Annotated in this window: 22 protein-coding genes and 4 pseudogenes; 17 read left to right on the top strand and 9 right to left on the bottom strand. The window is 41.5% G+C overall.

The genetic code is table 11. The features are described 5' to 3' along the window. Window positions 1–35: 35 nt before the first annotated feature. Window positions 36–377, top strand: a complete 342-nt coding sequence (locus ACUYLD_RS10050; RefSeq protein ID WP_250261350.1) for a DMT family transporter — start codon at window positions 36–38, stop codon at window positions 375–377. A 3-nt stretch (window positions 378–380) separates the two neighbouring features. Continuing rightward, complete coding sequence (locus ACUYLD_RS10045) at window positions 381–695, top strand: DMT family transporter (RefSeq protein ID WP_254351482.1); 315 nt, start codon at window positions 381–383, stop codon at window positions 693–695. A 101-nt stretch (window positions 696–796) separates the two neighbouring features. Here the strand turns inward: ACUYLD_RS10045 and ACUYLD_RS10040 are convergent, their stop codons facing one another. The 3 genes and pseudogenes from ACUYLD_RS10040 to ACUYLD_RS10030 form a co-directional block, all read right to left on the bottom strand. Next, complete coding sequence (locus ACUYLD_RS10040) at window positions 797–1,402, bottom strand: PucR family transcriptional regulator (protein ID WP_446674914.1); 606 nt, start codon at window positions 1,400–1,402, stop codon at window positions 797–799. Between the two features lie 214 nt (window positions 1,403–1,616). Beyond that, window positions 1,617–1,979, bottom strand: coding sequence for a hypothetical protein (locus ACUYLD_RS10035; RefSeq protein WP_446674913.1), 363 nt, complete (start codon window positions 1,977–1,979; stop codon window positions 1,617–1,619). Between the two features lie 178 nt (window positions 1,980–2,157). Then, window positions 2,158–2,934 (bottom strand): annotated as a pseudogene (locus ACUYLD_RS10030) (IS110 family transposase); the annotation flags it as partial. 174 nt (window positions 2,935–3,108) lie between these two features. On the opposite strand from ACUYLD_RS10030, the gene ACUYLD_RS10025 reads away from it, so the two are divergent. From ACUYLD_RS10025 to ACUYLD_RS10015, 3 genes are all read left to right on the top strand, one after another. Then, window positions 3,109–4,203 carry an L-dopachrome tautomerase-related protein gene (locus ACUYLD_RS10025; RefSeq protein ID WP_322163453.1) on the top strand — a complete coding sequence of 365 codons (1,095 nt, stop codon included), beginning with the start codon at window positions 3,109–3,111 and terminating at the stop codon, window positions 4,201–4,203. 576 nt (window positions 4,204–4,779) lie between these two features. Further along, a complete protein-coding gene (locus ACUYLD_RS10020) occupies window positions 4,780–5,619 on the top strand; it encodes an alpha/beta fold hydrolase (protein ID WP_250268353.1) in 840 nt (279 codons plus the stop codon). Window position 5,620: 1 nt separating this feature from the next. Beyond that, window positions 5,621–6,088, top strand: coding sequence for a PAS domain-containing protein (locus ACUYLD_RS10015; protein ID WP_250261347.1), 468 nt, complete (start codon window positions 5,621–5,623; stop codon window positions 6,086–6,088). Window positions 6,089–6,899: 811 nt separating this feature from the next. Here the strand turns inward: ACUYLD_RS10015 and ACUYLD_RS10010 are convergent. Beyond that, window positions 6,900–7,034, bottom strand: a complete 135-nt coding sequence (locus ACUYLD_RS10010; RefSeq protein WP_274597360.1) for a hypothetical protein — start codon at window positions 7,032–7,034, stop codon at window positions 6,900–6,902. A 252-nt stretch (window positions 7,035–7,286) separates the two neighbouring features. Between ACUYLD_RS10010 and ACUYLD_RS10005 the strand changes: the two genes are divergently transcribed. The 7 genes and pseudogenes from ACUYLD_RS10005 to ACUYLD_RS09975 all read left to right on the top strand — a co-directional run bounded on the left by ACUYLD_RS10005 (window position 7,287) and on the right by ACUYLD_RS09975 (window position 11,532). Beyond that, complete coding sequence (locus tag ACUYLD_RS10005) at window positions 7,287–7,457, top strand: hypothetical protein (protein ID WP_446674934.1); 171 nt, start codon at window positions 7,287–7,289, stop codon at window positions 7,455–7,457. Next, window positions 7,405–7,743 (top strand): MarR family winged helix-turn-helix transcriptional regulator, encoded by a 339-nt coding sequence (locus ACUYLD_RS10000; RefSeq protein ID WP_446674912.1) that lies wholly within the window; start codon window positions 7,405–7,407, stop codon window positions 7,741–7,743. Before ACUYLD_RS10005 ends, ACUYLD_RS10000 begins: the two co-directional genes overlap by 53 nt. A gap of 175 nt (window positions 7,744–7,918) precedes the next feature. Continuing rightward, window positions 7,919–8,110 (top strand): hypothetical protein, encoded by a 192-nt coding sequence (locus tag ACUYLD_RS09995; RefSeq protein ID WP_446674911.1) that lies wholly within the window; start codon window positions 7,919–7,921, stop codon window positions 8,108–8,110. 17 nt (window positions 8,111–8,127) lie between these two features. Further along, complete coding sequence (locus ACUYLD_RS09990; protein ID WP_446674910.1) at window positions 8,128–8,454, top strand: alpha/beta hydrolase fold domain-containing protein; 327 nt, start codon at window positions 8,128–8,130, stop codon at window positions 8,452–8,454. 104 nt (window positions 8,455–8,558) lie between these two features. Then, the gene (locus ACUYLD_RS09985; RefSeq protein ID WP_238808389.1) at window positions 8,559–8,750 is read left to right on the top strand and encodes a hypothetical protein; all 192 of its coding nucleotides are present in this window, start codon (window positions 8,559–8,561) and stop codon (window positions 8,748–8,750) included. Between the two features lie 1,204 nt (window positions 8,751–9,954). Beyond that, window positions 9,955–10,989, top strand: a pseudogene (locus ACUYLD_RS09980) (glycosyl hydrolase); the annotation flags it as partial. Between the two features lie 390 nt (window positions 10,990–11,379). After that, on the top strand, window positions 11,380–11,532 hold the full coding sequence (locus ACUYLD_RS09975) for an IS3 family transposase (RefSeq protein WP_446674909.1): 153 nt from the start codon (window positions 11,380–11,382) through the stop codon (window positions 11,530–11,532). Window positions 11,533–11,588: 56 nt separating this feature from the next. On the opposite strand, the gene ACUYLD_RS09970 is transcribed toward ACUYLD_RS09975, so the two are convergent. The 4 genes and pseudogenes from ACUYLD_RS09970 to ACUYLD_RS09955 form a co-directional block, all read right to left on the bottom strand. Beyond that, window positions 11,589–11,897 carry a hypothetical protein gene (locus ACUYLD_RS09970; RefSeq protein WP_446674908.1) on the bottom strand — a complete coding sequence of 103 codons (309 nt, stop codon included), beginning with the start codon at window positions 11,895–11,897 and terminating at the stop codon, window positions 11,589–11,591. A gap of 453 nt (window positions 11,898–12,350) precedes the next feature. Next, complete coding sequence (locus tag ACUYLD_RS09965) at window positions 12,351–12,917, bottom strand: AAA family ATPase (protein WP_446674907.1); 567 nt, start codon at window positions 12,915–12,917, stop codon at window positions 12,351–12,353. Window positions 12,918–12,983: 66 nt separating this feature from the next. After that, window positions 12,984–13,375, bottom strand: a pseudogene (locus ACUYLD_RS09960) (IS1595 family transposase); the annotation flags it as partial. A 292-nt stretch (window positions 13,376–13,667) separates the two neighbouring features. Continuing rightward, window positions 13,668–14,099 (bottom strand): annotated as a pseudogene (locus tag ACUYLD_RS09955) (LysR substrate-binding domain-containing protein); the annotation flags it as partial. 132 nt (window positions 14,100–14,231) lie between these two features. Here ACUYLD_RS09955 and ACUYLD_RS09950 point away from each other — a divergent pair. Beyond that, the gene (locus ACUYLD_RS09950) at window positions 14,232–14,693 is read left to right on the top strand and encodes a hypothetical protein (protein WP_446674906.1); all 462 of its coding nucleotides are present in this window, start codon (window positions 14,232–14,234) and stop codon (window positions 14,691–14,693) included. Between the two features lie 306 nt (window positions 14,694–14,999). Here ACUYLD_RS09950 and ACUYLD_RS09945 read toward each other — a convergent pair whose 3' ends face one another. Continuing rightward, complete coding sequence (locus tag ACUYLD_RS09945; protein ID WP_446674905.1) at window positions 15,000–17,849, bottom strand: alpha-amylase family glycosyl hydrolase; 2,850 nt, start codon at window positions 17,847–17,849, stop codon at window positions 15,000–15,002. A gap of 738 nt (window positions 17,850–18,587) precedes the next feature. Between ACUYLD_RS09945 and ACUYLD_RS09940 the strand changes: the two genes are divergently transcribed. From ACUYLD_RS09940 to ACUYLD_RS09925, 4 genes are all read left to right on the top strand, one after another. Continuing rightward, the gene (locus ACUYLD_RS09940; protein WP_254351491.1) at window positions 18,588–18,779 is read left to right on the top strand and encodes a hypothetical protein; all 192 of its coding nucleotides are present in this window, start codon (window positions 18,588–18,590) and stop codon (window positions 18,777–18,779) included. A gap of 695 nt (window positions 18,780–19,474) precedes the next feature. Further along, window positions 19,475–19,807 carry a hypothetical protein gene (locus ACUYLD_RS09935; RefSeq protein WP_446674904.1) on the top strand — a complete coding sequence of 111 codons (333 nt, stop codon included), beginning with the start codon at window positions 19,475–19,477 and terminating at the stop codon, window positions 19,805–19,807. Between the two features lie 622 nt (window positions 19,808–20,429). Further along, complete coding sequence (locus ACUYLD_RS09930) at window positions 20,430–22,136, top strand: histidine kinase (protein ID WP_446674903.1); 1,707 nt, start codon at window positions 20,430–20,432, stop codon at window positions 22,134–22,136. 2 nt (window positions 22,137–22,138) lie between these two features. Next, entirely contained in the window at window positions 22,139–23,545 is a 1,407-nt protein-coding gene (locus ACUYLD_RS09925) for a response regulator transcription factor (RefSeq protein WP_254330353.1), read from the top strand. The last annotated feature ends 40 nt before the right edge of the window (window positions 23,546–23,585 follow it).

The raw sequence follows: 23,585 nt of genomic DNA, 5'->3' as shown, positions 1-23,585 counted from the left end.
CATTTGCAGCATTATCAAAAAGGAGGAAGTACAAAATGAACAAGACATGGTTATCTGTTGTAGTTGCGGCATTATTCGAAGTTGGATGGGTCATCGGCCTGAAACATGCCAGCGGCTGGATAGAGTGGGGGGGCACTTTAGTTGCCATTTTAGTAAGTTTCATACTCATGATTATGGCTTCTCGTACGCTTCCGGTAGGTACGGTGTATGCAGTATTTGTCGGGTTGGGAACGGCCGGCACTGTATTAGCAGAAATTTTGTTGTTTGGTGCTGAGGTACAGGGATCTAAATTGTTGCTAATTGGGGTGCTTCTGCTCGGAGTTGTAGGGCTCAAAATACAGAGCAAAGAGAAGAAACAAGGAAAAGAGGTGGACTGACGTATGAACTGGGTATTTCTAATTTTGGCAGGCGTATTTGAGATGACGGGAGTTCTCATGATTAATAAGCTCCATAAAGATCGGAATTTCCTGTCTGCTTTTTACCTGCTTGCAGGCTTTGGATTGAGCTTCTTATTTCTATCCCTGGCCATGGAAACACTACCAATGGGAACGGCCTACGCTGTCTGGACCGGTATTGGAGCTTCTGGCGGAGCCATATTGGGCATGATCTTTTACAGTGAACCGCGTAATACCGCGAGAATTCTGTTCATCGCGATGGTACTCGGTTCAGCAGTTGGCCTAAAGCTGGTAAGCTGAATAATGATGGAATTGGAAAAATTAAAGAAAACAGATAGAAAAGACCAGCATGCAGACAAAGTAGCGATAAGAAATTTTGTCTGTATGTTTTTTGCATTTGCTTACCTTTCTATACTCTGATCTTTAGGATCGTCGCGTTGTGTTTTCAGTTTTAGAAAATGAAGAGTCAATTGAAGTTTCAGGCGAATATCACCATCGCTTAGATCAATCTCAAAAAGCTCATGTATCCTGTTGATTCGATAGAACAAAGTATTTCTATGAATAAAAAGTGTTTTAGCAGCAATATTTGGAGTGTCCACATATTGAAGATAGGCTTCAAGGGTAGGCAGCAAACTTGTTTTGTGGGCATTGTCATAAACAATTAACTTTTGGAAAAACGGATGGCAGAAGTCAGCGAGATCGTTCTGTTCCGATATGATCTTTCCAATGTGCTCGCAGAGATAGTCCTCATACATATACACTGGCTTGTTAGAATTAAGTTGGAAACCAATCTCAATGGCAGTTAGGCATTGCTTATAATATTTTCGCAAAAAAGTTACATGACTAAAGCAGTCACTTAGCGAAGCAGTTAGTCCGTTTACTTGGAGAAATTCCAGAATTCGTTTGTCTTCAGCAATGATTTTACAGGATGAATCAACAAGGGAAATGAGAAATACAATACGTCCCTGATATACGATCCAACGGCTATCCGGCAGTAATTGGATCATATGCTATGCAACCAGCTGAACTTTCCCGTCAAAAAACCGTTCTTCAAGTCTGTCAAGGTCATCACTCTCAGGTAAGGTGTAAGCGTCCATTCCAGATGAGTCAGTCGCATTGCGATAATATTAGCATCATTGAACTCGCCTGTAAGCAGTTCGGAAAGCAAAAAACTATGCATCATTCCTGGATTGCAATTATAAAAGTTGTTCTTTTGCAATTCTACCGAAACCAGCTCACAAAGAAATTGTACGAGTTCAAAATCAATATCTGTAAATTGCGATCCAGCTCCATAACACTGACCTGCGCGAATTCTATAACATGTACGTACACAAAAGCTGTTATCCAACAGTCGTTGGTCTCGGGATCACGTGAATAATAAGGAATAAGAGCCATACGGGTCAGTTCGTACAGATTGGATTTCTTCATGCTCTCAATATTACTGTCAAGAATATAGCCCAAATTTCGCTGCTGTTCGATATCAGGTCGGCTGGGGATAGGGGCTTGACACATAGCGAGTAACTTATAGCCTGCGTCGACAATGATTACCGGATTACCAAAGATGCGGGAGGCCTCGTTTGTCAAGTTCGTCCACCCTTATGGCTGCAGGAATGGTTCCTTGTATCGCTGCGCGTGAGGAGATGGTAAACAATAGTCATGATGGAGTGGGCGACGCCACGGCCGCTCGGTTTCTGCCTTTTCAGCCTCGGTACTGAACACCCGGGTAATTGTCGGATCTGCATACGGAATGGGCAACTTCAATGAGTGCCGAACAAAGGTATTTGTTGCCTTTGCGAGAGTCTTGGAGGATATTCGTTTACCACTTTCGTTCTGCCTTGGAACTAGACCTATCCACAAACAGAGATGAGTGTCGGAGGGGAAACGCGCACCAATGTCGGTCCCGACTTCGTGCAGAATTTGTTCCACGGTGCGTGTTGCGATCCCCGGGATCGTATCTAGCCTTCTTCAGCGTTCTTCGGGCGAATGCAGCCAGCTTTTCCGTATCTTCTTCACCCTCGATCAGGGAATTCATCATGTCGCTGCTGCTCCCCCCATGATGTCGGAGACAACGGCAGCTAGTTTAATGTTGGCTCCTTCCAGCACTTTTTGGCCCGGTTGTGTTCGCGGGACCGTCTCTGAATCAGGCTGCAACGGTAACGAACTAATTCGCGCAGTTCTCTTAGGTTCCGGTCTGGGATGTAACTGGGTTTCAGCAGACCGTGGCGGAGCAGATTACAAATCCATTCTGCATCTTTTACGTCCGTTTTCCTGCCGGGAACCCTTTGATGTGCTGGGCGTTAACGACGAGGAACTGAATTTCTTCAGCTTCAAGCAAATTCACGATCGGTTTCCGGAACACGCCAGTACTTTCCATGCTACATGAGTGCTCAATGTTGCTTGATCCAGTCGATCAAATCAAGCAGGAAAACCGTGTAGGTATGAAACGTCTTAATCGCTTTCCTTCGGGAGTTACGACACATGCGGTAATGGACTTCTTGTGAACATCCAAACCGCAAGCTCGCCCGATCAGGACATCCATAACATTCACCTGGCTACGGCAATTAAAGAACTGGCGCAACAACCAGCAAAGGGTTACTCTACCCAGCGTGCTTCTATGTTTCGGTTAGAAAAGAATCATTAAGAGGCAGGCATTAGAAAAAGTTTTTAAACATATTATAGGTAATATCCGTTCAAATATGTTGGGGAGGATATCATAAAACCTATGTTACCTATGGAAGAATATTTCGGTAAGTTAGAACTCGTTTATTCATTTTATGGGGCTATGCCTACAGGCGTTAGTGTATCAGAAACCGGGCGTATCTTCATTTGCTTTCCGAAATGGGGAGATGACGTTAGATTTACGGTAGCGGAAATTGTTGAGGGTCGGTTGCAGCCTTATCCTAATTTAGAAACGAATTTGGTAAATCCTTTGAATATCACTATGTCCTTCATCAGTGTCCAAAGTGTAATTGCTGATGGAAGGGGAACCCTGTGGGTACTGGATACAGCTGCACCAAATTTTTCTGAGCCTATTAAAGGAGGGGCAAAATTAGTCGCTGTAGATTTAAAAACAAATACAATAAGAAAAGTATACACGTTTGCAGAAGATGCAATCTTGCCGACAACGTATCTGAATGATGTCCGATTTGATTTTCGTGTTGGTAAATCAGGTTACGCATATATAACGGATTCTTCTTCCAAAGGTCCAGGCGCTATTATAGTCGTAGATTTAGAAAATGGAAATGCGTTTAGACGGTTAAATGGAGCAAATTCAACTTCACCCGATCCGTATTTTTTACCGAAAGTGGAAGGTAAAATTTTGATGAATCGAAACACAGATGGTTCGACATCTCCCTTTCGATTGGCCTCTGATGGTATAGCGATTTCCCCTGATGGAAAAATTATATTTTTTTGTCCATTAACCAGTCGTCATCTATACTCGATCTCAACAGAAGCCCTAAGAGACAGAACGATACCGGATTTCAACTTACGTTATCATGTGCAGTATTGGGGAGAAAAAGGTGCGTCTGATGGATTGATAACCGATGCAAAAGGAAACGTTTACGCTGGTGACTATGAAAACGATAGTATTCGAAAGATATTTCCGAATGGAATAATGGAAACCATCGCACATGATCCGAGAATTTTATGGCCGGATACTTTTTCTATTGGTCCAGATCAATACTTATATGTTATTGTGAACCAATTACATCGGCAGGCAAGATTTCATTATGGAAAAGACCTGCGACAAAAACCTTATAGTTTACTTCGTATAAAAATTGATGAATTACCTGCTCCCACCTTTTAATAAATATTCACTTTACAAAGTTGACTTTATTTGAATAGAAAATGCATTTCATAACCAATGCATGCTGCCACACAATTAGTAGCGGCATGTATTATTAATTTGAGCAATTCCAGGGAAGCTCTACATATTCTTATGTATACTTAAATTAGAACGTTTACGTTTTTTGAGAAATTGGAAATCAAATAGTTTTAATCGGTATGCTAGCTGCTGTTATTTTTGATCTTAAGCACTACACTACATTGTAGACTATCGGTACTCTGTTAAGAGCTAACAGGCAGTTTAGTCCAACGAGTAATCCTAATTCCGAAAAAAACATAATGGATAATGGAGCTGCAAACTGGCGACGGTAACTCAACTGGTGTTAGTCTCTTTAATCCAGCTTAGGTTCTTCGATTATATAAATCAAACCGGTGAATCGGTGGATAGCCTTTAAGCCAATGATATGCGTAGCTTCTTGTGGAACCGCAGATAAGAGTCAAGCAGATGATTAGGCACGTCAGGAAAAATTTAAAAATCTTGATATAGTGGTATAATGATTTATTGAACAGAATTTATCGTTACCAGGAGGAAAAGTCGATGGATAGCCAACAAATTCTCATCCGAAACAACGTCAAAGTAAGGGGCTTTGGTTCCAAGACTCTTATATTCGTCCATGGCTTTGGCTGTGACCAGAACATGTGGCGCTTTGTCGCACCAGCTTTCGAAGAGAAGTACAAGCTGGTATTGTTTGACTTTGTAGGTTCGGGAAAGTCCGATATGCAGGCCTATAATCCTTATATTTATCATGATCTGAACGGGTATGCCCAGGATATCTTAGACATTTGTTCAGCGCTCGAATTGAAGAATGCCATTCTAGTGGGTCATTCCGTCGGTGCTACTATCGGTATGCTGGCCTCTATTCAAAGATCGGAATACTTTGATCGGCTTGTACTGATTGGTCCTTCTGCACGATATTTGAACGATTTACCTGATTACATCGGCGGGTTTGAACGGGAAGATCTGATGGATTTATTGGACTTGATGGATCAAAACTTTCAAGGTTGGGCGAGCTATCTGGCTCCTGTCATTATGGGGAATACAGACCGACCGGAATTATCTCAAGATCTTGAGTTAAGTTTTTGCGCGACCGATCCTAAGGTAGCCCGTCGTTTTGCGGAAGCAACGTTTCTCTCTGATTACCGTAAGGAACTCGGCAAGGTAGTGGTGCCTTCGTTGATTTTGCAATGCTCCGATGATGTAATCGTTCCGATGGAAGCTGGAGCCTATATCCACCAGCAGATGAAGGAGAGCGAGTTCCGACTGATGGATGCAACCGGTCATTGTCCACACGTAAGCCATCCGGATGAAACCATTAGACTCATCAGCGAATATCTTGCCTCAATCGATTCAATACAGGAAAGCGAGTTGCACACATAATATGGACGAACGGTTGGATCATGCCCCCTGCGGTTATTTGTCGATGGATCAAAATCTGACAATACGCATCGTCAATGCAACGCTGTGCCGCTTGTTAGAATATGAAAAACAAGGGGTAAACGGTATCAGTTTTGAATCCCTGCTAAATCGGTCCAGCCAAATTTTCTTTCAGGTTTATTTTTTACCGTTGATTCGGCTTAATCATCACGTAGATGAGATATATTTAATGATGAAAACGGGTAGCGGCGGAACACTTCCCGTTCTTTTAAATGCTGTGATTCGAGAGCAGGGAGACGAATTGGTGTACGATTGTGTCTTAATTCCCATGCTGCGTAGGAAGGAATACGAGCAACAGATTGAAAAAGCTGAGAAAGCCTATCGGAAGGCGGAAGAGGAGCTACTAAAGATTGAGCAGGAGCTTGATAAAAAAAAGGAAGAACTTTCATCTTTACCTAATCCCAAGATATAGTTCAATGCTTCTTTGAGTAGTTATACTCTAAAAGCCCGAATCACCCCGGCTTTTTATTTTTGGCTCTGTTAAACTATAGTATTGATAATGTCTATTGGAACCTCCCAGCTATCAGACTTACCTTTATTGACTACCGATAGGCAATTAAAAGAACAGGGAATTTGAACGAGGACCTATACGAACTCGCAAGTGATTTTTTTCAAGCGAATGAACACCCCTTTCGGTAAACAGATGTTGTCGTTATTGATATCAACATTATTAGGTATTCGAAGATTTCCGAATCATTTTGGGAGAATCACTCGCTGCCAAAACTAAGGAAATTTCAAGTATTATTGATCACTTGAACGATGGTGTGTAAATGTTGACCTAGCTGCGGATCTTATGGTTGGTTTTAAACCACCAGCAAGTGATTTGGATGGCTCCATTAAGCAAGGAATTGAAATAGTTGTGAATGGTATGTGAAAACCTGAATAAGTCTTGTAGAAATTCTACAAGACTTATTTCATTGACATCTCCGATATGATACTGTCACCTCGCTCCAGTCTACGTGTGTCTCCCAATTCAGGACTGAATGAGATCGTTAATAATAAGCGGTCTGACCTTGTTACATAGTTTATATGATCTTCTTTTTTGACATGATCTCCACTTTGGGATAAAAAGATTTCACGTAAACAAGGTTTTGAATTTCAAGTTGTAAGTTACGTTCCCTTCTTCCTGATTTAGTTTCCAAGTTTAAGTTATAAGTGGGTGCCGTTTTTGAGAAAAGTTATAAGCGATGGCATACCCTTGTCACCTTTTTGACACAATTGCTTTACGTATTATATTTACGCACATTCATCTTTCGAAGATCGTTGAGAGAGTTGATGTCCTGCTTTCGATGATTGTATTTATTGGAATCGGAGTCAAAACGGCTGGCTTTATGTTTGGTGCCGTCATTGGGCTCCAAACGATAACCCCCTTTAGATATAAGCCTGCTTTACTGTTGCTAAGCATCATCATATACGCTCTTACGTTTCTCTCCTCTAGGTTAACCGAATTTTTGTGGTTCGGTCTTCATGTAGCTGCTGTAGTCACGAGCATACAGGTTGTAAAAGATAATGAATGCAAGCATTTAAAATGGATGTTGAAAATAGTACGACACCCGTACTGAAATTTTAGTACGATATCGTACTATTTTCGAGGAAAAGGGAGGTGCAAAATGGGAATTATAAAAGAAGGAAGAGCTGTTTTTTTATCAGCATCAATAGATGCATTGCTGGCTAGAATAGTTTCGAGAAAACACAGGGAATCTGAGGTTAATACTTTAACAGCAACACATGCAAGAATTTTGTTTTACCTTTTGGAGGAAAGACGAAGTACCTATACATGAAATCTCAAGGATTACCAATCTTCAGAAGTCAACTTTAACAAGTATATTAACTAAGTTAGAAAAAGCAGGACATATCAGTTTTATACCTTGCCCAACAGACAGACGGAAAACAATAATTAAAGTAGTGAATAGAAACGAAAATTTAGTGGAATTGAATAAAAAGATTATTGATGAAGTCGGAGATTTTTTCTACAAGGGATTTAATGAGGATGAAATAGCATTGTATCAAAGTTTCTTAATAAGAAGTTTAGATAACTTGATAGAATGCGAGAAAGCAAAAAAGTGAGAATCATTTGAAAGGCCTTAAGGCATAGCTTTGAACCAGATTCTCGCTAATTCAGATTAAATGTTTCCAACCGCCGTCGGGATTAGATTCAAATTCAAGCCGGAAGGTGTAACCGAAGCAACTCCTGTCTTGGTGTATGTTCATGGTGGAGGATGGAGTATAGGGGACTATCAGGGTGATGATGCTCCTAAAGATGCAAAAAAACAAAACTGCCGCACCACAAATGACGGATAGAGCTACAGATCAAGTGGCTAGAGATTCAGCATACCAAGTTTTCAAAAAAGTATTAGAGGGTAAAATAACCTTTGTTTCAATAGATGATTATCGAGTGGTGAAGCAATTTTTCCGGCTCCAATCTATGATGTAAAGGGCAGTATCAGATATTTGCGTGCGCATGCCAAGGAATACGGTATCGATCCAGAAAAAATTGCAATAGCAGGAAATTCTGCAGGTGGACATCTAGCTACCGAACTCGCTGTTACTAGTGATATAAAAGAGTTCGAAGGTGATGTTGGGGGCAATCTTCAGTATTCGAGCAAAGTAATGGCAGCAGTAGATTTTTACGGTCCAACAGATATGTTTACCATGGGACCTGAAATGGATTCAACCTTGCTATCTCCTGAGGAGGCAGCCGAGACACAAGACTCTTCACGAGCAGCTGAAGCCAAACTTCTTGGATTTGATAAGAAGGGCAAGGTGTGGCAGTCCTGAGAGATATTCGAGATAAAAAGCAAACAGATTCTCCTAATTGCGAAAAATTCAAGTTAGCAGAAATGGCTAGTCCTATAAATTAAGTATCTTCAGATGATCCACCAATGTTTATTGCACATGGAGGAAGTGACAGTTTAGTATCTATTCAACAAAGTTTGAGACTTAGAGACGCTCTTAACCATGCAAGGGTAGAAAATATTTTTATGTCTAACTCTAAAGCTCCCCATGGTGGTCAGGGTGAAGATGTTAATAATGCAGCTATAACTTGGGTAACAAAAAAACTGCTTAATAAATGAGCTATTCTGAATATTCATGTTAAAAAAGAGAACCCTCTTTATGAACTGACCCCTATCAAGTAAACAGTAATAAAAAAAGCAATATTTAAGCAACCTGAGTCCGATATTCATACGGTCTTAGGTTGTTTAATTTTATGCAGAGAATATTAGTTTTTTATGGATAGACGTTAATTAGATAACATGTTCCACTTTTTCACCTGTTCGAAAAGTGTAGCGTTTAAAACACTCTGATTTGAAAATGGCTAAAGAAATTTCAAGTCATTTCTACAGCTGATCTAATAGGCGATAATCTCGTTGTTATACAGGTCTTTGATGGCAGATAGGTTTTATGTCCATTAAATATTAAATAGCGTAATAAGGATTTTTCTTACGTATGACAGCTTAACTCCTCATCTCGTTCATCAAGCGTATTCTCGATCCATACTTTGACCCGTCGATAATCGTAGATTCCTTTTACCTCTTTACAGCATCCGCTATCTTCATTTTGATCTGTTCATCCTCGAGCTGCGTGGAAGAAGTAAATTGATTCGTTTTCACCACTTATGTGTGTGAGTATGAATCCTCTATATAGTACAAGAATAACAATAATTTAAATCAAAATTCATAAGGGTGAATTAAAGATTCATAAAAATGAAACGGCAATATTTTCTTTATCACACACTTAGTCTCTACCATTCTTTGCAGAAATTGATAGTTTGTTGTTATATGAAATAATTTTCACTCCAATAGAACTATTTCAATTTTTTTCCTTAATGTCGATATAATTGAGGATTCGCCAAAAAGCCTTTTCATATAGGAAGATGGGATCAACTCGCTAAACAAAAAAATAATGTACGTTGCGATTGATGGTATCAGTCAACCAGCCGATCCTTAGGGAAGGAGGTAGTGTACTAGAAAAATGGATTATGTTATGCACAAAAAAAGGGGGCTAAAACAGAGTATAAATACTTGAGATCGTGGGATTAGGTTCTTTGATAACTTCTTGTTTCCCACATAACAGACCTTATCTTGCGATAACAGACAGCAAGATATAAACATTAGGAGGATAACCAATATGAATTCATTTAAAAAAACGAAGAGCTTGATCAGCACTCTGACCGGGGCAGCGTTATTATTCTCGCTACCAATGACGGCAGGCGCAGAGAGCAGTATCAACTATTTTGCCCATGCATCCGAAGAACCGGTTACCGTGTCTGAAGCTGTGTATGAAGCAGGATCAGGCGTTCTGAACGGGGGGGTGGCCGAGTTTCAAAAATCGACGGTCACTGAGGAGCATCAGGTTAGGAAGACACTCGTTAATCCCAACGCCTCGCCTGAAGCCAAATCGTTGATGAGCTATCTGGTCGATCAATACGGCAAGAGTATACTATCCGGTCAGCAGAACAGTTCTAACATTAGCTGGATGCAGGACGCGATTGGTAAAAAGCCAGCCATTGTCGGATTCGACCTGATGGATTATTCACCGTCTCGAGTCGAGTACGGCGCTTCCTCCTCCGAGATCGAGAATGCGATCGATTGGCACAGCCAAGGCGGTATTGTCACCGTCGTATGGCATTGGAACGCGCCGAAGGGTTTAATTGACCAGCCCGGTAAAGAGTGGTACAAGGGATTCTTCGGGGATTCCACCACTTTCGACGTTGATTACGCGTTGGATCACCCGGAATCCGAGGATTATAAACTTATTTTGCGGGATATCGATGCCATTGCGGCACAGCTTCAAAAGTTAAAAGATGCGAAAATCCCCGTGCTCTTCCGGCCGTTGCATGAAGCGGAAGGAGGATGGTTCTGGTGGGGCGCGAAAGGTCCGGAGCCGTCAAAGAAACTTTACCACCTGGTGTATGACCGCTTAACGAACGTGCATGGTCTGAACAATTTGATTTGGGTCTGGAACTCTAGCGCACCGGAGTGGTACCCGGGACACGATGTTGTAGACATCGTGAGTACGGATCATTATCCGTCTGCGGGCGACTATAGTCCGGTCACTGACAAGTATGATGCACTCGTCTCGCTTGTGAACAACCAGAAGCTGGTCGCATTAACCGAGAACGGCGCGATCCCGGATCCGGATTTACTCTCCAGTGACGGAACGAACTGGAGCTGGTTCACTACCTGGACGGGAGAGTTCCTGACCGATGGCGTAAACAACAGCCGGGAGCATTTGAACAAAGTGTTTAACCATCCAAACGTGATCACGCTCGATGAGCTACCGGATGTAGATCATTACGGCCAAAACAATTAACGGTGTGTCGTAAGTGCACAATGAACAACCAAGGCCTCTTTTGCGGATACGGGTTACCTGATCTCCGACAAGATCATACCGACGCAGGGCAGTTTTACCTTGACGGTAATAAATAAGAGAAGTCTTTGTGAAAGATAAAGAGGGGAATTGGACAGAAGACTCCGTTAGGATTGAGGAGTACAAGTATTTAGACTCTATGCCAATGAACCTGCAAAGATTAAATGAAATTTAAAAAAACGCTTATGCTGAAGTGATGCACTGGTATTATCCCCTTTTAGTAGACAAGAGAAAAAAGACATCTGGTAAGATGGATTTAATCTTGTTGAACGGAGGGGATTTTTTCATGGCCAAAAAGGGACAACCCTTTCGGCAGTCTCCTTGGAGTTAAAGATGGAGGCAGAACAACAGGTACGCGAGTATATTTCATTTTATAACCAAAGTAGATTTCAGAAAAAATTAAACAACTGTTCCCCGGCTGAATACCGAGAAGCGGTTCCTGCTGAAACATATCTTTTTAGTCCTTTCTACTTGACAGTGGGATGACCAATTTTCAGGCTTTTATCATTACAATATCGAAGTACTTCTTTAACAGGTATTCTTTAACTGTCGGTCTCTGGTTGATTAGTGTTCTTCTTCAGCTTACCGAAACGAATCCGGTCCACCAGATAATATAAGACTGGAGTCACTCCTGTAAATATCTTTAGAAATATACTAAACAGCCAAAAGATAATCAGCAGCGGATCTCCAAATTTTCCAAGAAAACCCCCGCATGAATATAACGAATCAATTAATAATGTCGGATAGGTTAGATTTGCTGTTAGTTCTGAACTAAATAACAATAAGCACCCTAGCAGGACAGCAAGTATAACCACAACAGCTGTAGCCGTAGCCCCCATTAGGGATTTCATTAACTTATCAGTCCCTACAAAATACGGAAATAGGTACACGATAAAAGTCCATTTCGCTGAACAGGGCCACGACGATCATTGTACCATTCCATATTCCAGCTGTAACCAATGCAATGGCCATGTCTATATTCATCTCTTTCGAGGCGAATAGGGGGAATGCCAGAACTGAGATTTCATGAAGCACTGGCATAGACCGTTAACGTCAAAAGTTTTAATTGATAAAATTCTAACGAAAAGTGATTCCGTTTGTAGAACATTACTGTAAATAAGATGATTGTTGCACAATACCAAACGGGATAAAGATTAACTATTTCTTTTATAGAGAGGCCGATTTTACGAATACCTGTATATTTTTCTTTTTCTAAGGCTATGTTAAATTCTAATGTTGATTTTTGAATATAAGAAAACCGCCTTGATGAAAAGGCGGTTTATTGAGCTATCGTATCCGTTTGTTTAACTTTTGTATCGCATCAAATAGTGAGTAAAGAAGATTTTTTTTTCAATCACAGCTTTTATTGTTGAAACACTTTGTTCGATTGATTGATTTGTTGTGTCAATAATATTGGATTCATAGTGCTCCAAATTGTTAAATTGCTCCCACATTTTCTCTACCAACTCAATGTTGGCATCTTCGTCCAATTTGGAACGATTGATTGCTCGTTTCATTGTTACTTCTTTAGTCGCTCTTAAGATAATGTAATGTACTTCATAATTATCTTGTACGGCTTTTAACCACGGTTCTAAGAACCAAGGACCAACAATTCCATCTATAATCACATCGAACCCACCACGTGCAAAACGTTTTGCAGCTTCCAAGAAGGCTTCAATAACAATTAAGTTTTGTTCTTGTGATTCCGGTAAAAATGGAGGGATTGCCCCCTTATGAATGTAGTGATAGAAATCATCAGTGTGCATATGTACCGACTTTGATAAATTAGACTCTTTAGCAACAATTGATGCCGTTGTGCTTTTACCAGTTCCTGGTGAACCAGTAATTATAATAATTCTGCCTTGTTTCATAAATATTCTCCTTAATTAAATGTAGGCTTAAAACAACACCCTTCAATCAACTAACCTGCCACTTTTCTTCAAGCGGCTATGATAGCTGTTTACGTTTAGGATATGGTACACGCCTTTGACACGTTGTTTTCCTTCGGACTTGAATCGGTAATGAGCCAAGCCCTTTGGATTCGCATAGGAGCTGAATGCCTGCCAGGAATCCGTGCAAAGCACGTTTTGCTCCGATAGATGACCGCCAATCGCCTCATCTTATTTCGTTGTCCGAATGCGACCACGCCCAAGAACGCCAGAGTAAGTCATTTTCTGACGGGCACGGGCAACGAGGACACACACTTGGTCCTTGCTTATGCCACGATATTTAGCTTTTCCGCCTCGATACGTGGCTTGCGTTCGGTGATGTTCCTCTTGCCCTTTTCCGATTACAGAAAGTATGTCTCGTCCATTTCAACGATAGCTTCTGGCTTTAGAAGCGATTTGCTGATGTGCATCTTCCAAATCATAAAACCAGGAGAGATTTGTAAGGTCAATCATAACAAACGGAGTTTGGCGAAAAGGGATCAGCGATGTTAACGCGAATAAAACGGCCTCTTTTGAATGGTCCAGCATGAAGGTCGTCTTTTTCTTGTCCTCCGATACCATTACTCAGATGTCATTTCATTACCTGATAAGACATCTCATGCAGCTAGAGGCAAAAAGATTATTATGATTCGAGTAGATAATACGATCATACCAATTATCCAACAATGGTGCTCACCTTGATCTTTCGATCTCGTTATCCGTTTCACGTATCGACTTTATAACAAGTTCAGAGAAAGCTTTCACTGTTGGAGATAGCCACTTTTTCTTTTTAATCAGCATATGGGAGTATATCGGATCGAACTTTTCGGAATGACTTACAATTTTAAGTTTTCCACTATCCACGTCTTCTTTAACTGTAATATAAGGCAAAAAAGAAAATCCAAGCCCACTCATAACGGTTTGTTTAATCGCCTCTATACTCCATAACTCCATGGTTTGAAATGGATGAATATCATGCTTTACAAGATATCTTTCAAACATGGTCCGATAACTACAGCCTTCTTCATTCGTTATAAAAAAATGGTTGGTGTTCTCTCGCTTATATTCATCGAAATGGTCTGGGCCGTCATTGCTGCACACCAGGACAATGTTCTCCTGGGCCACATTCATGTACCCCGAACGGGTAAGGGGACTTCATCTCAATTATATTCCTAGAAGCTACAAGCCACCCCTCACTCCGAATACACCATCTGTTAGCGAAGAAGAGCAAGCTTACTTTGACATCGTAGCTAGTGGTTGGACCGAGAAGGTGCTTATAGCGCCCTTCATAGAACGAAGCCGGAAACACTGGCTTTTGCACTAAGTGATTCCCCAACCGGTCTTGCCAGCTGGATGGTAGAAAAATTTCAAGGTTGGAGTGACTGTGACGGAGATATGGAAAGGTCTTTTTCACTTGATCATATCCTCACCAACATATCGATTTACTGGTTTACCAATTCGATTGCTTCTTCCATACGAATATATACTGAAGGTACCCAAATGCCACTGCACTTCACCGAAGGCCAGCGTGTTACTGTTCCAACAGGGGTTACCTTATTTCCCAAGGAGCTACCCACGCCTCCTCGAAGCTGGGTAGAACGCGTCTATAATATTACGTACTGGGAGAAAGCGAATAAAGGCGGTCATTTCGCCGCTATGGAAAATCCTAAATTGTTTGCCGAACATCTAAATCATTTTTTTCATTCATTAAGCATCTGATAGTCTCTATCCTTGAGAGGGCTATGAACCACCAGTACAACTGGTTACCGTCTTCAGAATGCAACTCTTCAGGTGCTTCCAAAGAGCAGGTAGAAGCGATAACCCGTTAATACTTGATGGTTGTTGGTCATTAAATATACGGAGGAATGTACGCACATAGAAGCTATCATTGGTGCAACTTGTTGTTTAAAAATTTAGTCCAGAGCAATATCCGACTCTCTCTTGGATATACTTTTTAATGAAGCAACCTTAGCACGGTGCAATACCGAACTGAGGTTGCTTTAGTTAACTAAGACATACTGCCGTTTACTTCAGATAGGTTCCCGTTTCTCCAATTCCACCTCTGCCATTCAATACATATACCCTTGCATTTCCTTTGCCGGAGCATGTCAGGGTAATCTTGCCATCAGTAACGGTTTTGGAATCACCGGTCACCGCATCCACATAGGTTCCGTTCGGAATTCCGGTAAACGTGGCGTTTCCTGAAATCGTGACCAATGCAAAGCTGTCAATGCCTTTGGCACTGTCGGTATATCTTCTCTTAAACGCCAGATTGCCCGATACATTCTCTGTGGAATACTGGCCTTTTTGCAAGGCGGGTACAGCTCTTCTGATTAAATTAAGCTGTCTGATATGTTTCGCCAGAGGATGATTGAGCGATTCCGCAAGCGTGCCAGTAGCATTCGTGTATTTGCCGTAATCTTGTACCGTAACATTGCCTTCCATGTGATCGCCGAAATATGCCCGTCCTGTTTTGCTTAGCGGTGCGTTTGGACCTGTATCAATGGTTGCCCCTTTTTGAAACTCGATTTCGGAGCCATAGAAGATAGCGGGTATTCCGCGGAAGGTGAACATCAGATCGAGATTCTCGGCCCAAGTGTCCTGTGTGCCCGCAAATCTTTGATTTTCCGGAGCCTGGTCGGGCGCATAGTCATGCGAGTCGACATAGGTTACATTCCAGGTAGCATCATTATAGTATTGATCGCCACCTTTCATACTGAATGCTTCCTGTGCAGTCTTGAATGCCCAATGCATTGGAAAATCAATCACATCCATGCCCGATTTCATCGAATAGTCAGGCGTATGATAGGTATTTCCGTTTAAGAAAGCATTGTTCGAGGTTGGCTGTCCTGCTGTAGTAGAGTTGTCCGCCCACTCTTGTTCAACTGACGCTTTATTGGAGGCGTAGTCATTCTTTCCATCGCCCGGATACGATTTTGAGCTTTTCCAAGTATAGAATGGCGTCGAGATCGCTGGAATTCCACTATTCCAGACATCTCTGTAACGAGTGGCTACTTCTCCAAAAATATAGAAATCCGAACCGCCTCTTGTCTTCCAGGCAGGAATATAGTATTTATTGAAAATATACCGGCTCACATGCTTCACCGTATCGACACGGAAAGCGTCAACACCCATGTCTATATAGTGATTGTAGGTATCAATTAAATATTTGTTAACTGCAGGGTTTTCCGTGTTCAAATCCACGCAATCGCCCGCTATCTGACCGGTTTGAACAGTATAGGATTCCCAGGAGAGACTTTTCTCTGTATGGTAAATGTTATTGTTCGTCCCCTCTGACTTCATTAAGGCGAGCCTTGCCTGATACTGCTGATCGGGTGTCATGGAATCATAGTTTGGCGGCAACTTATCCGTAGTCTTCACCAAGTTGTTAGCGGTATCGGGATTAGCTGGATCTTTCTTGAACATGGGATACAGATTCTCTTCACCGAAATTACCCGTATGATTGACGACGATGTCCTGAATAACCTTCAGCCCTTTGGCATGGGCCGCATTAATCAAATCCTGGTAAGAAGCTCCCGCCGATTCATACCGTGGGTCTACTTTGGCAAAATTTAAAGCATGGTAACCATGGTAATCATAACCGCTGGCATTTTGCACAACAGGTGTAATCCAGATGGCGCTGAATCCGAGGGCTTTGATATAATCGAGCTTTTGAATCAACCCCTTAAAGTCCCCTCTCCAAGCCGGGTCCGAATCTGGATTGCGCGCCTTTCCATCATCCCATGCGTGCACGTTATTGCTCGAATCACCGTCATAGAACCGGGAAGTAATCACGAAGTAAATAGTATCTTCCCGAAAATCCCCCTTAGTTCCAATATTATAAACAAAGCTCTGTTTGGTTTGATTACCAGCACCGTCTATAACGAGAAATTTTAATGTCGTGGTCTTGGAGATAAGAATAGACGGTCCAGTCAATCCGGCCAGCGCGTTGCCGAGGATATAGACTTTTGAGCTTGTGGTTGGTTCTGTACCATCCTCCGTATAGTATGCCTTGGTCGTTGCCGCCTTGTTATCTTTCAGGTTAAAGGATACAGTCACTGAGGAATCGGAATGCCCTGCAGGCAAATTCGCTGTGATTGTCGGAGCTTGCAGATCTGCATTTAGGTCAATCACATAAGCGAAAGAGGATGCATTTCCAGTTTGACCGATTGAGTTGACACCGAAGGCCTTAATGGTCAAAGAGGAAGCAACTTGGATTGGAGAGGTATACAAGGTCGAGGATGTCGTAGGTGTCGAACCGTCTATCGTATAGTAAATCTTATCGTCACTGTTGGTGCTGGAAAGCGTCACCGTTTGGGACGAATCATAAGTTTTGGGTACAGGAGAGGCGGAAATCGCCGGAATTTTAGGCATTTCCGGGCTGGCATCATACCATGTGTTATCTGTGTAATACCAGCCCTCTTTCACACTGCGGGACAAGTCGGCCGTCTGTTTGCCGCTACTGTCATTGAAGATGAGACTTGAGCCTGTCGCCTCGGCAATGGTGTAGCTGTACCAGTCGTTTCCATCCGGCTTCATCAGGATTCCCGGCCACGCCCCGCTTATCGGAACGGTTGTCGGATTCAGATTCCAGTAATGGATTCGAATCGCTGAATTCCAGCTTGAAGGTTTCTTAAAGTGAACCGTTAACCCAGTTTGAGTTGATTTAGGTGTTGTGGTAGGTGCATACGTTGCGGTTACGGTAGACGTGATAGAAGCGGTTGTCGATGGAAAGGCAGTTGCTGTGGAATTCGTGTAGGTGGATGTATAATCGGTGTTACTGGCCGAAGCTACGCCGGGTAAACCGAAGAAGTTGAAGCAAAGTGATAAAATAATCAACCAAGAAATAAAACTCCTAGTTTTTTTCCTTAGCAAGTTAACAACCTCCTGATAATATTTAGTGGGGGAGATAATGCAATCGGTTGCATTAAAAGTAAAAAAAAAGAAAGACATTTATTTTGATAAAATGGATTCATTTATCGCCTCCTCCACGGTATATATGGAAAATAATCATTGTACGCGCTTACAAAATAAACTATGAGAAAAGCCCATTAACACAGGGCTCTATATCAATGATTTTTTCCTTTTATGATTATATCATCCATACTTTTACTGGTCAATGCATTGCTAGGGACATATTTTTAAGGTTTTAAGAGTTTATATTTTAGTACTGAAAAGGGAATGATTTTTTCAACGTAATACTTATGTCTGACTTTCTTTTGCTGGATTTACGTTTTTCTTTCATTTCTTCATGATATTGTTTCGGCTCACTTTTACTTCTGTTTTTAAGGTCTTTGATGGCTTTGGCTAAAAACAGTGAAAAGATGGATTTCAGAAAAAAGCATATGTTTAAACGAAGAAAGTGGAGTGAACGGATCAAGGAGCAGGTGGGGAAGCCGTTAGGAATTTATCTTTAATATAAGCATTGACAAATTTTTGAATAAGTGAAATCATGTCTCTAATTACAATTATGTGCAAACGATTGCCCCTTTAAAAGCTTATACATTTTGCTTTTTTAGCCTCTTTTATTTACTCCTAATCTCCCAAGAGAGGTTGGTCGTAAAATAAAATCAAAAAGGAGAGTTTAGTATGAGGAGGAGGGCAAGCCCCATCTTGAGACGAACCTGGAGTATCGTTCTCTTTGTCGCATTGTTGTTGCAAACGATTGGCTTTAATCCCGAAGCACAGGCGAATGCCAATGTTCGGCAGTTAGACGGTTCGGATGCGAAGCTATCGGCTGTCGCAAACTACGGACTCCCGGAAAGGACGAAGGATGGTATTATTTTTCATGAGTGGAACCTTTAATACGCTGTAGCTAGATTGCAGCAACGTGCAATCTTGATTTTTTTACAAACAGGAAAAATTGACTGTATTTTCAAAAAAAAACGAAAATCATTTGAAATTCGTACTTAACCAGCCTGAGAAAGTTTTTTATATTATTTTGTGCTGCTATCCTTCCACTGAGAAAGCTATGACAGAATCAGGATTTTGAGGCTTCTTTAAGGATGTTATTACATAAAAGCGGATCTTAATACAATCTTAATGCTGTAGGCAAATTCGTAATACGGTACTGATTTTGCTCATGATATACTAAGGATTGAGAGAGATATAATAGAGGGTGGGCACAGGATGGCATTATGGCAACGCTGAGATAAAAATAGAAAAAACATCATCTCAAACAAAGTTTATTCAAACACATATCGGAGTTGGTTACCGTTTGGCTTCAGGTTGGAGATGATGGCTAGGTAACAATACCATTATGTAATTAGAGATCATGCTCTTATGGAGCATGGTCTCTTTATTTTTCATCTGCCATCTATATCTTAAGATGATCTTTATACCTATATGAAAACCCTAATCCTAAACTAATGGTGAAAATGTTACGCTGAACTCAGAAGTAAGGAGGATAAGGAGGTTTAGCATGTGAGATGGGCACTACCTTGTTTGTCTGTTTCATCGGCTAAGCTGTCAACTGAGTGATAGGGAAAGAGGCATGGGGAATGAATGAAATTTTAACAATTGCGGGTCTGATCTCAATTGTGCTGCCGGTGCTGTATTCCGTAAAAAAAAAATATGATTTTATCGATTTGCAGAAGATGACACGGAAGGATATCTATGAGAATTATGATGTCTATAAAGCAGCTCAGAAGTTTGCTCTCGGTACACCCGTCGATGAGATCAGAGAAATCCTGACAAACAGCTATGAGTTAGACGAAAACCCGGTTAAAGGGACAATGCTTTTGGCACTTTCTCATCGGAACGATACCGATGGTGGATATCTTGCCTTTATCAAGGCTGTAAATCGGGTGCTGGGACAAGAGGTTTACAGCTAAACCTCAGAAAGAAGGAAAAATATGAATCGTCAGGCCGCGTTACTGGTATTTGCTCCAATCTGGCCGGAGAACACTTTTATTGAAATCGATATTAAGGAAAAACAATTGCCGCCAAAGGAATTCAGCAAGTATATATATTTGAAGAATAACGGAGGGAGCCTTTTTTGTATGCAGAAAATCTAAGTAGAATGACAGACACTGGCAAAACAAGAACAGGTAGAGCGGAAAACAGAAGAAAACACGTAAAGACAAGAAAAAAACCTTGGTTGGGATCTTGAACGATGTCGCTTCTTTTTTTGGTTCGTGATGAACGGAAGGACTACAATAAGCAATTAAACACGACAAATCGATGTCTGCAAAGAGGAAGAGAGAATAAGCTCTATGAATTCCATGAAAGCGTTTGACATATTTGAATATCAATCTATAATTATGAACAGAATTGGACCTCACAGAGATGGAAGTATCCTGATTTTTTCAATATGAAACGGATTGAGATGTCACCAATTTTCAAATAGGTCGCTGCCTATGAGGAACACGATAATTGATAGAGCTGTTGTTCATAAACAGCAAGCTCCATAACCAGGGGCTTGCTGTTTCATTTACCTAAGGAGAATGGGTCGGAATGACACTTAAAAAAAGAATCTTTCTATTGTTTTTTCTCAGCGCGTTTATCCCCTTTATTAGTATATTTGTAATTTCTTACTATACCATTGATTCCATTTTTGCGAATAAAATCAATGATGGAATTCGGAGCAATCTACAGCAGGTAACTTCATCACTGGAGAATTCAATTAACAACCTGAATCATGTCACTCAGCAATTGTCATATAGCGGTACATTAGGCAAGAAACTGGATGAAGTCTTGAAGCCTTCCTCCAATATATTTGAATTGATTGAGGCTAGAGATGAATTAAAGAATGAGTTAAATGTTGTAACGTTTACTAATCCGAATATAGGTCTGACCTTATACTATTTCCAGAAAGAAGGCACTACACAGTTCGCTAACTTTCCCATCAAAGATCGTTTTTCCCCCGAGTCTTTGCCTGTGCTATTCAAATCATATGGCATTGCGTACTATGGTCCCCATATCAGTATGAACCGATTTGATGATCTGCTCGTTTTATCTGCTATGCGAAAGGTACAACTGCCTCAAAGGGACGATGTATATATTTACGTCGAATCCGGCTTTCGTCTTACACAGGATATACTGAATTACAATCAATACAAAGGAGCTTTATCGCATTTGATCCTGAATGGTGAGGGCAACATTGTTTACAGTGAAATTCCAGAAACGATGAAGGTCGGGGAGAATTTCTCCAGCTTATCGAAAGGTACTGCAAAAGATGGAATATCCCTTGATTACCATTGGTTTAAGGAGGACTCCTCTCAGAATTGGAGCGTCATATCAGTAATTTCGCAGGCTAAGTATCAACAGGAGAAAAATCAGTGGTTGCTTCAAATATTACTAGTCGCTTTATTTTTTCTCGGCTTTACCGTATTTCTTGCTTGGCTTCTGTGGAAGATGGTCTACAAACCACTCGGTCTGTTTCATTCGGAAATTAACGGAATGTCTCAGAATCCACAAAAGGCAGGCAGCCAGACCCGCACTCAAATTCCCGAGTTCGATTTTCTGTTGGGGGAATTCTCAAATATGCAGCATCAAATCGGTGACCTGTTCAAGGAAGTGCAGCAGAAAGAGAAGATCCGTGCAGATTTGGAAGTGGAAAAATTGTTATATCAGATCAATCCTCACTTTTTGATGAATACGCTGGATACTGTGCACTGGCTGGCCGTTATGAACGGACAAGGGGAGATTGACAAGTTGGTGCAATCCTTGAACAAGCTGTTGTATTACAATTTGGGTAAATTAGGGCAAGTATCCACGATGGAAGAGGAAATTGATGCGCTAAGACAGTACCTAATCCTGCAACAAATTCGATATGACTTTGAATTTGACGTGCGTATTTCAGCGGATGATCAAGTGCTACAAATACCTGTGCCTCGTTTTATTCTGCAACCGTTGGTTGAAAATTCACTTTATCATGGACTGAGTGACGAAGGTTTTATTCAAATTGAAGTTACACTCGCCAAGACGCTGAATATTTTAATACAGGATAATGGAGCAGGTATGACTGAGGAAGCGATTCAAAGACTTCTGAACAATCGTATAGCTGAACATAAAAAAGTAGGGATGGGCATCGGACTCAATTATGTCCACCGCATGTTGAGGGCACAGTACGGAGATCAAGCACAACTGGTGATCGAAAGTGAATTGGGTACAGGGACAAGTATACTGCTCATACTTCCTATCAAAGGAGAAGATGTCTGAGGATGATTAAGGTGTTGATTGTGGATGACGATAAACTGGTACGAAAAGGAATAAGCTCCGCAATGCCGTGGAACGAGTTCAATATGGAGGTTGTAGGAGAAGCAAGTAACGGGTTGAAAGCACTGGATTTTCTGAAATCCCAACCGGTCGATCTGATGTTGACGGATCTCGCGATGCCGGTGATGTCAGGTATTGAACTGATGCGAGCTGCAAGACAGCTCTATCCAGAACTACATATTGTCGTATTAACACTGCATCAAGATTTCGATTATATCCAGGAAGCGCTCAGGCTGGGAGCCATCGATTATATAGCCAAAGTTCAGCTAGAGAAAGAGCAATTCGAACACGTGCTGCATCGAATACATACCCGGATTGACGAGCTGGCGAATACAAGACGAAAGCTGCCGCTGCTAAGTGAGACCAATGTCCTTTATCGCCATGTGTATGCACTTGTTTCACTGGATCGCAAGTCAGGACAGAACTGGCCGATTGAACTGACATCCAATGTAGATGAGATCCGTTGGGAGGTTGAACGGAACAGCTGGATGTGGACGGCACCCATGGACGTAGAGGATCAGCTGTTCCATAAACTGAAGGAATACCTGGATCAAGTTCCCCAAGGCGCCTTGCTGGTTCTGTCCGATGTACAAGAGCGAACATGGTCGCAAATCCAAAACTGGATTATGAACTATACAGAAACGTCCTTATTTTATGCATACAATCCTTGTGATCCTGTCATTTCCGTTTCGATGAATGTGGAGGACTCATTTCCAATAGAACCGCAGGATGAAGACATGGATCGTATTAAGCAAAGTTGGTTCCTATCACCATGGACCCACAACGACAGTTACTACAACCAACTGATTGAACAGTTCAAATCACTAAGACTGCATAAAGGCCAGCTGATGGGTTTGCTATACTCTATAGTTATGGAATGGAATCACCTTTTTGCTCAGACCACGCTGGGTAGAATCTCAATGATCCATTCTTTTCAATCCTGGTACGAGGTAGAAGATTGGATCAAGCAGACCTCTGTGGGCATTCGTAAGGCAGATGAACAGACTTCGTATTCACAAGAAATTGTAGACGCCGTGAAAAAAGCGATTATGATCATGCAAAATGATTTGGACCAAGCTTTTACAGCTTCAGGTCTGTCCCAACAACTGAACATCAGCCGAAGCTATTTCAGTCAATGCTTCAAGGATTTGATGGGGAAAACCTTTAATGAGTACTCCCGATTTATACGAATAGAGAAGTCTAAAGAGTATTTATTGAATACAACCAACACGATTTTCTGGATTGCGGAGCGAGTGGGTTATACGGATGAAAAATATTTCAGCCGAATTTTTCGCGAATTGACAGGTCTGCTGCCAAGCGAATATCGACAGCTCGGCAGAGGGGATAAATAGCGTATTCTCCCAGATGAGTCAATAATCCGGGCGAAAGAAG

The sequence above is a fragment of the Paenibacillus sp. SER-28 genome (assembly GCF_052906305.1).
This window is presented reverse-complemented; position numbering and strand designations above follow the sequence as displayed.

Excerpts from the sequence above, each read along its gene's own strand:
- ACUYLD_RS09925 (WP_254330353.1), top strand. The coding sequence starts at position 22,139 with ATGATTAAGGTGTTGATTGTGGATGACGATAAACTGGTACGAAAAGGA.
- ACUYLD_RS10015 (WP_250261347.1), top strand. The coding sequence starts at position 5,621 with ATGGACGAACGGTTGGATCATGCCCCCTGCGGTTATTTGTCGATGGAT.
- ACUYLD_RS09975 (WP_446674909.1), top strand. The coding sequence starts at position 11,380 with ATGGAGGCAGAACAACAGGTACGCGAGTATATTTCATTTTATAACCAA.
- ACUYLD_RS09935 (WP_446674904.1), top strand. The coding sequence starts at position 19,475 with ATGAATGAAATTTTAACAATTGCGGGTCTGATCTCAATTGTGCTGCCG.
- ACUYLD_RS09930 (WP_446674903.1), top strand. The coding sequence starts at position 20,430 with ATGACACTTAAAAAAAGAATCTTTCTATTGTTTTTTCTCAGCGCGTTT.
- ACUYLD_RS09970 (WP_446674908.1), bottom strand. The coding sequence starts at position 11,897 with ATGAAATCCCTAATGGGGGCTACGGCTACAGCTGTTGTGGTTATACTT.
- ACUYLD_RS10040 (WP_446674914.1), bottom strand. The coding sequence starts at position 1,402 with ATGATCCAATTACTGCCGGATAGCCGTTGGATCGTATATCAGGGACGT.
- ACUYLD_RS09965 (WP_446674907.1), bottom strand. The coding sequence starts at position 12,917 with ATGAAACAAGGCAGAATTATTATAATTACTGGTTCACCAGGAACTGGT.
- ACUYLD_RS09985 (WP_238808389.1), top strand. The coding sequence starts at position 8,559 with ATGTTTATTGCACATGGAGGAAGTGACAGTTTAGTATCTATTCAACAA.
- ACUYLD_RS10005 (WP_446674934.1), top strand. The coding sequence starts at position 7,287 with ATGGGAATTATAAAAGAAGGAAGAGCTGTTTTTTTATCAGCATCAATA.
- ACUYLD_RS10000 (WP_446674912.1), top strand. The coding sequence starts at position 7,405 with ATGCAAGAATTTTGTTTTACCTTTTGGAGGAAAGACGAAGTACCTATA.
- ACUYLD_RS10045 (WP_254351482.1), top strand. The coding sequence starts at position 381 with ATGAACTGGGTATTTCTAATTTTGGCAGGCGTATTTGAGATGACGGGA.
- ACUYLD_RS10050 (WP_250261350.1), top strand. The coding sequence starts at position 36 with ATGAACAAGACATGGTTATCTGTTGTAGTTGCGGCATTATTCGAAGTT.
- ACUYLD_RS10020 (WP_250268353.1), top strand. The coding sequence starts at position 4,780 with ATGGATAGCCAACAAATTCTCATCCGAAACAACGTCAAAGTAAGGGGC.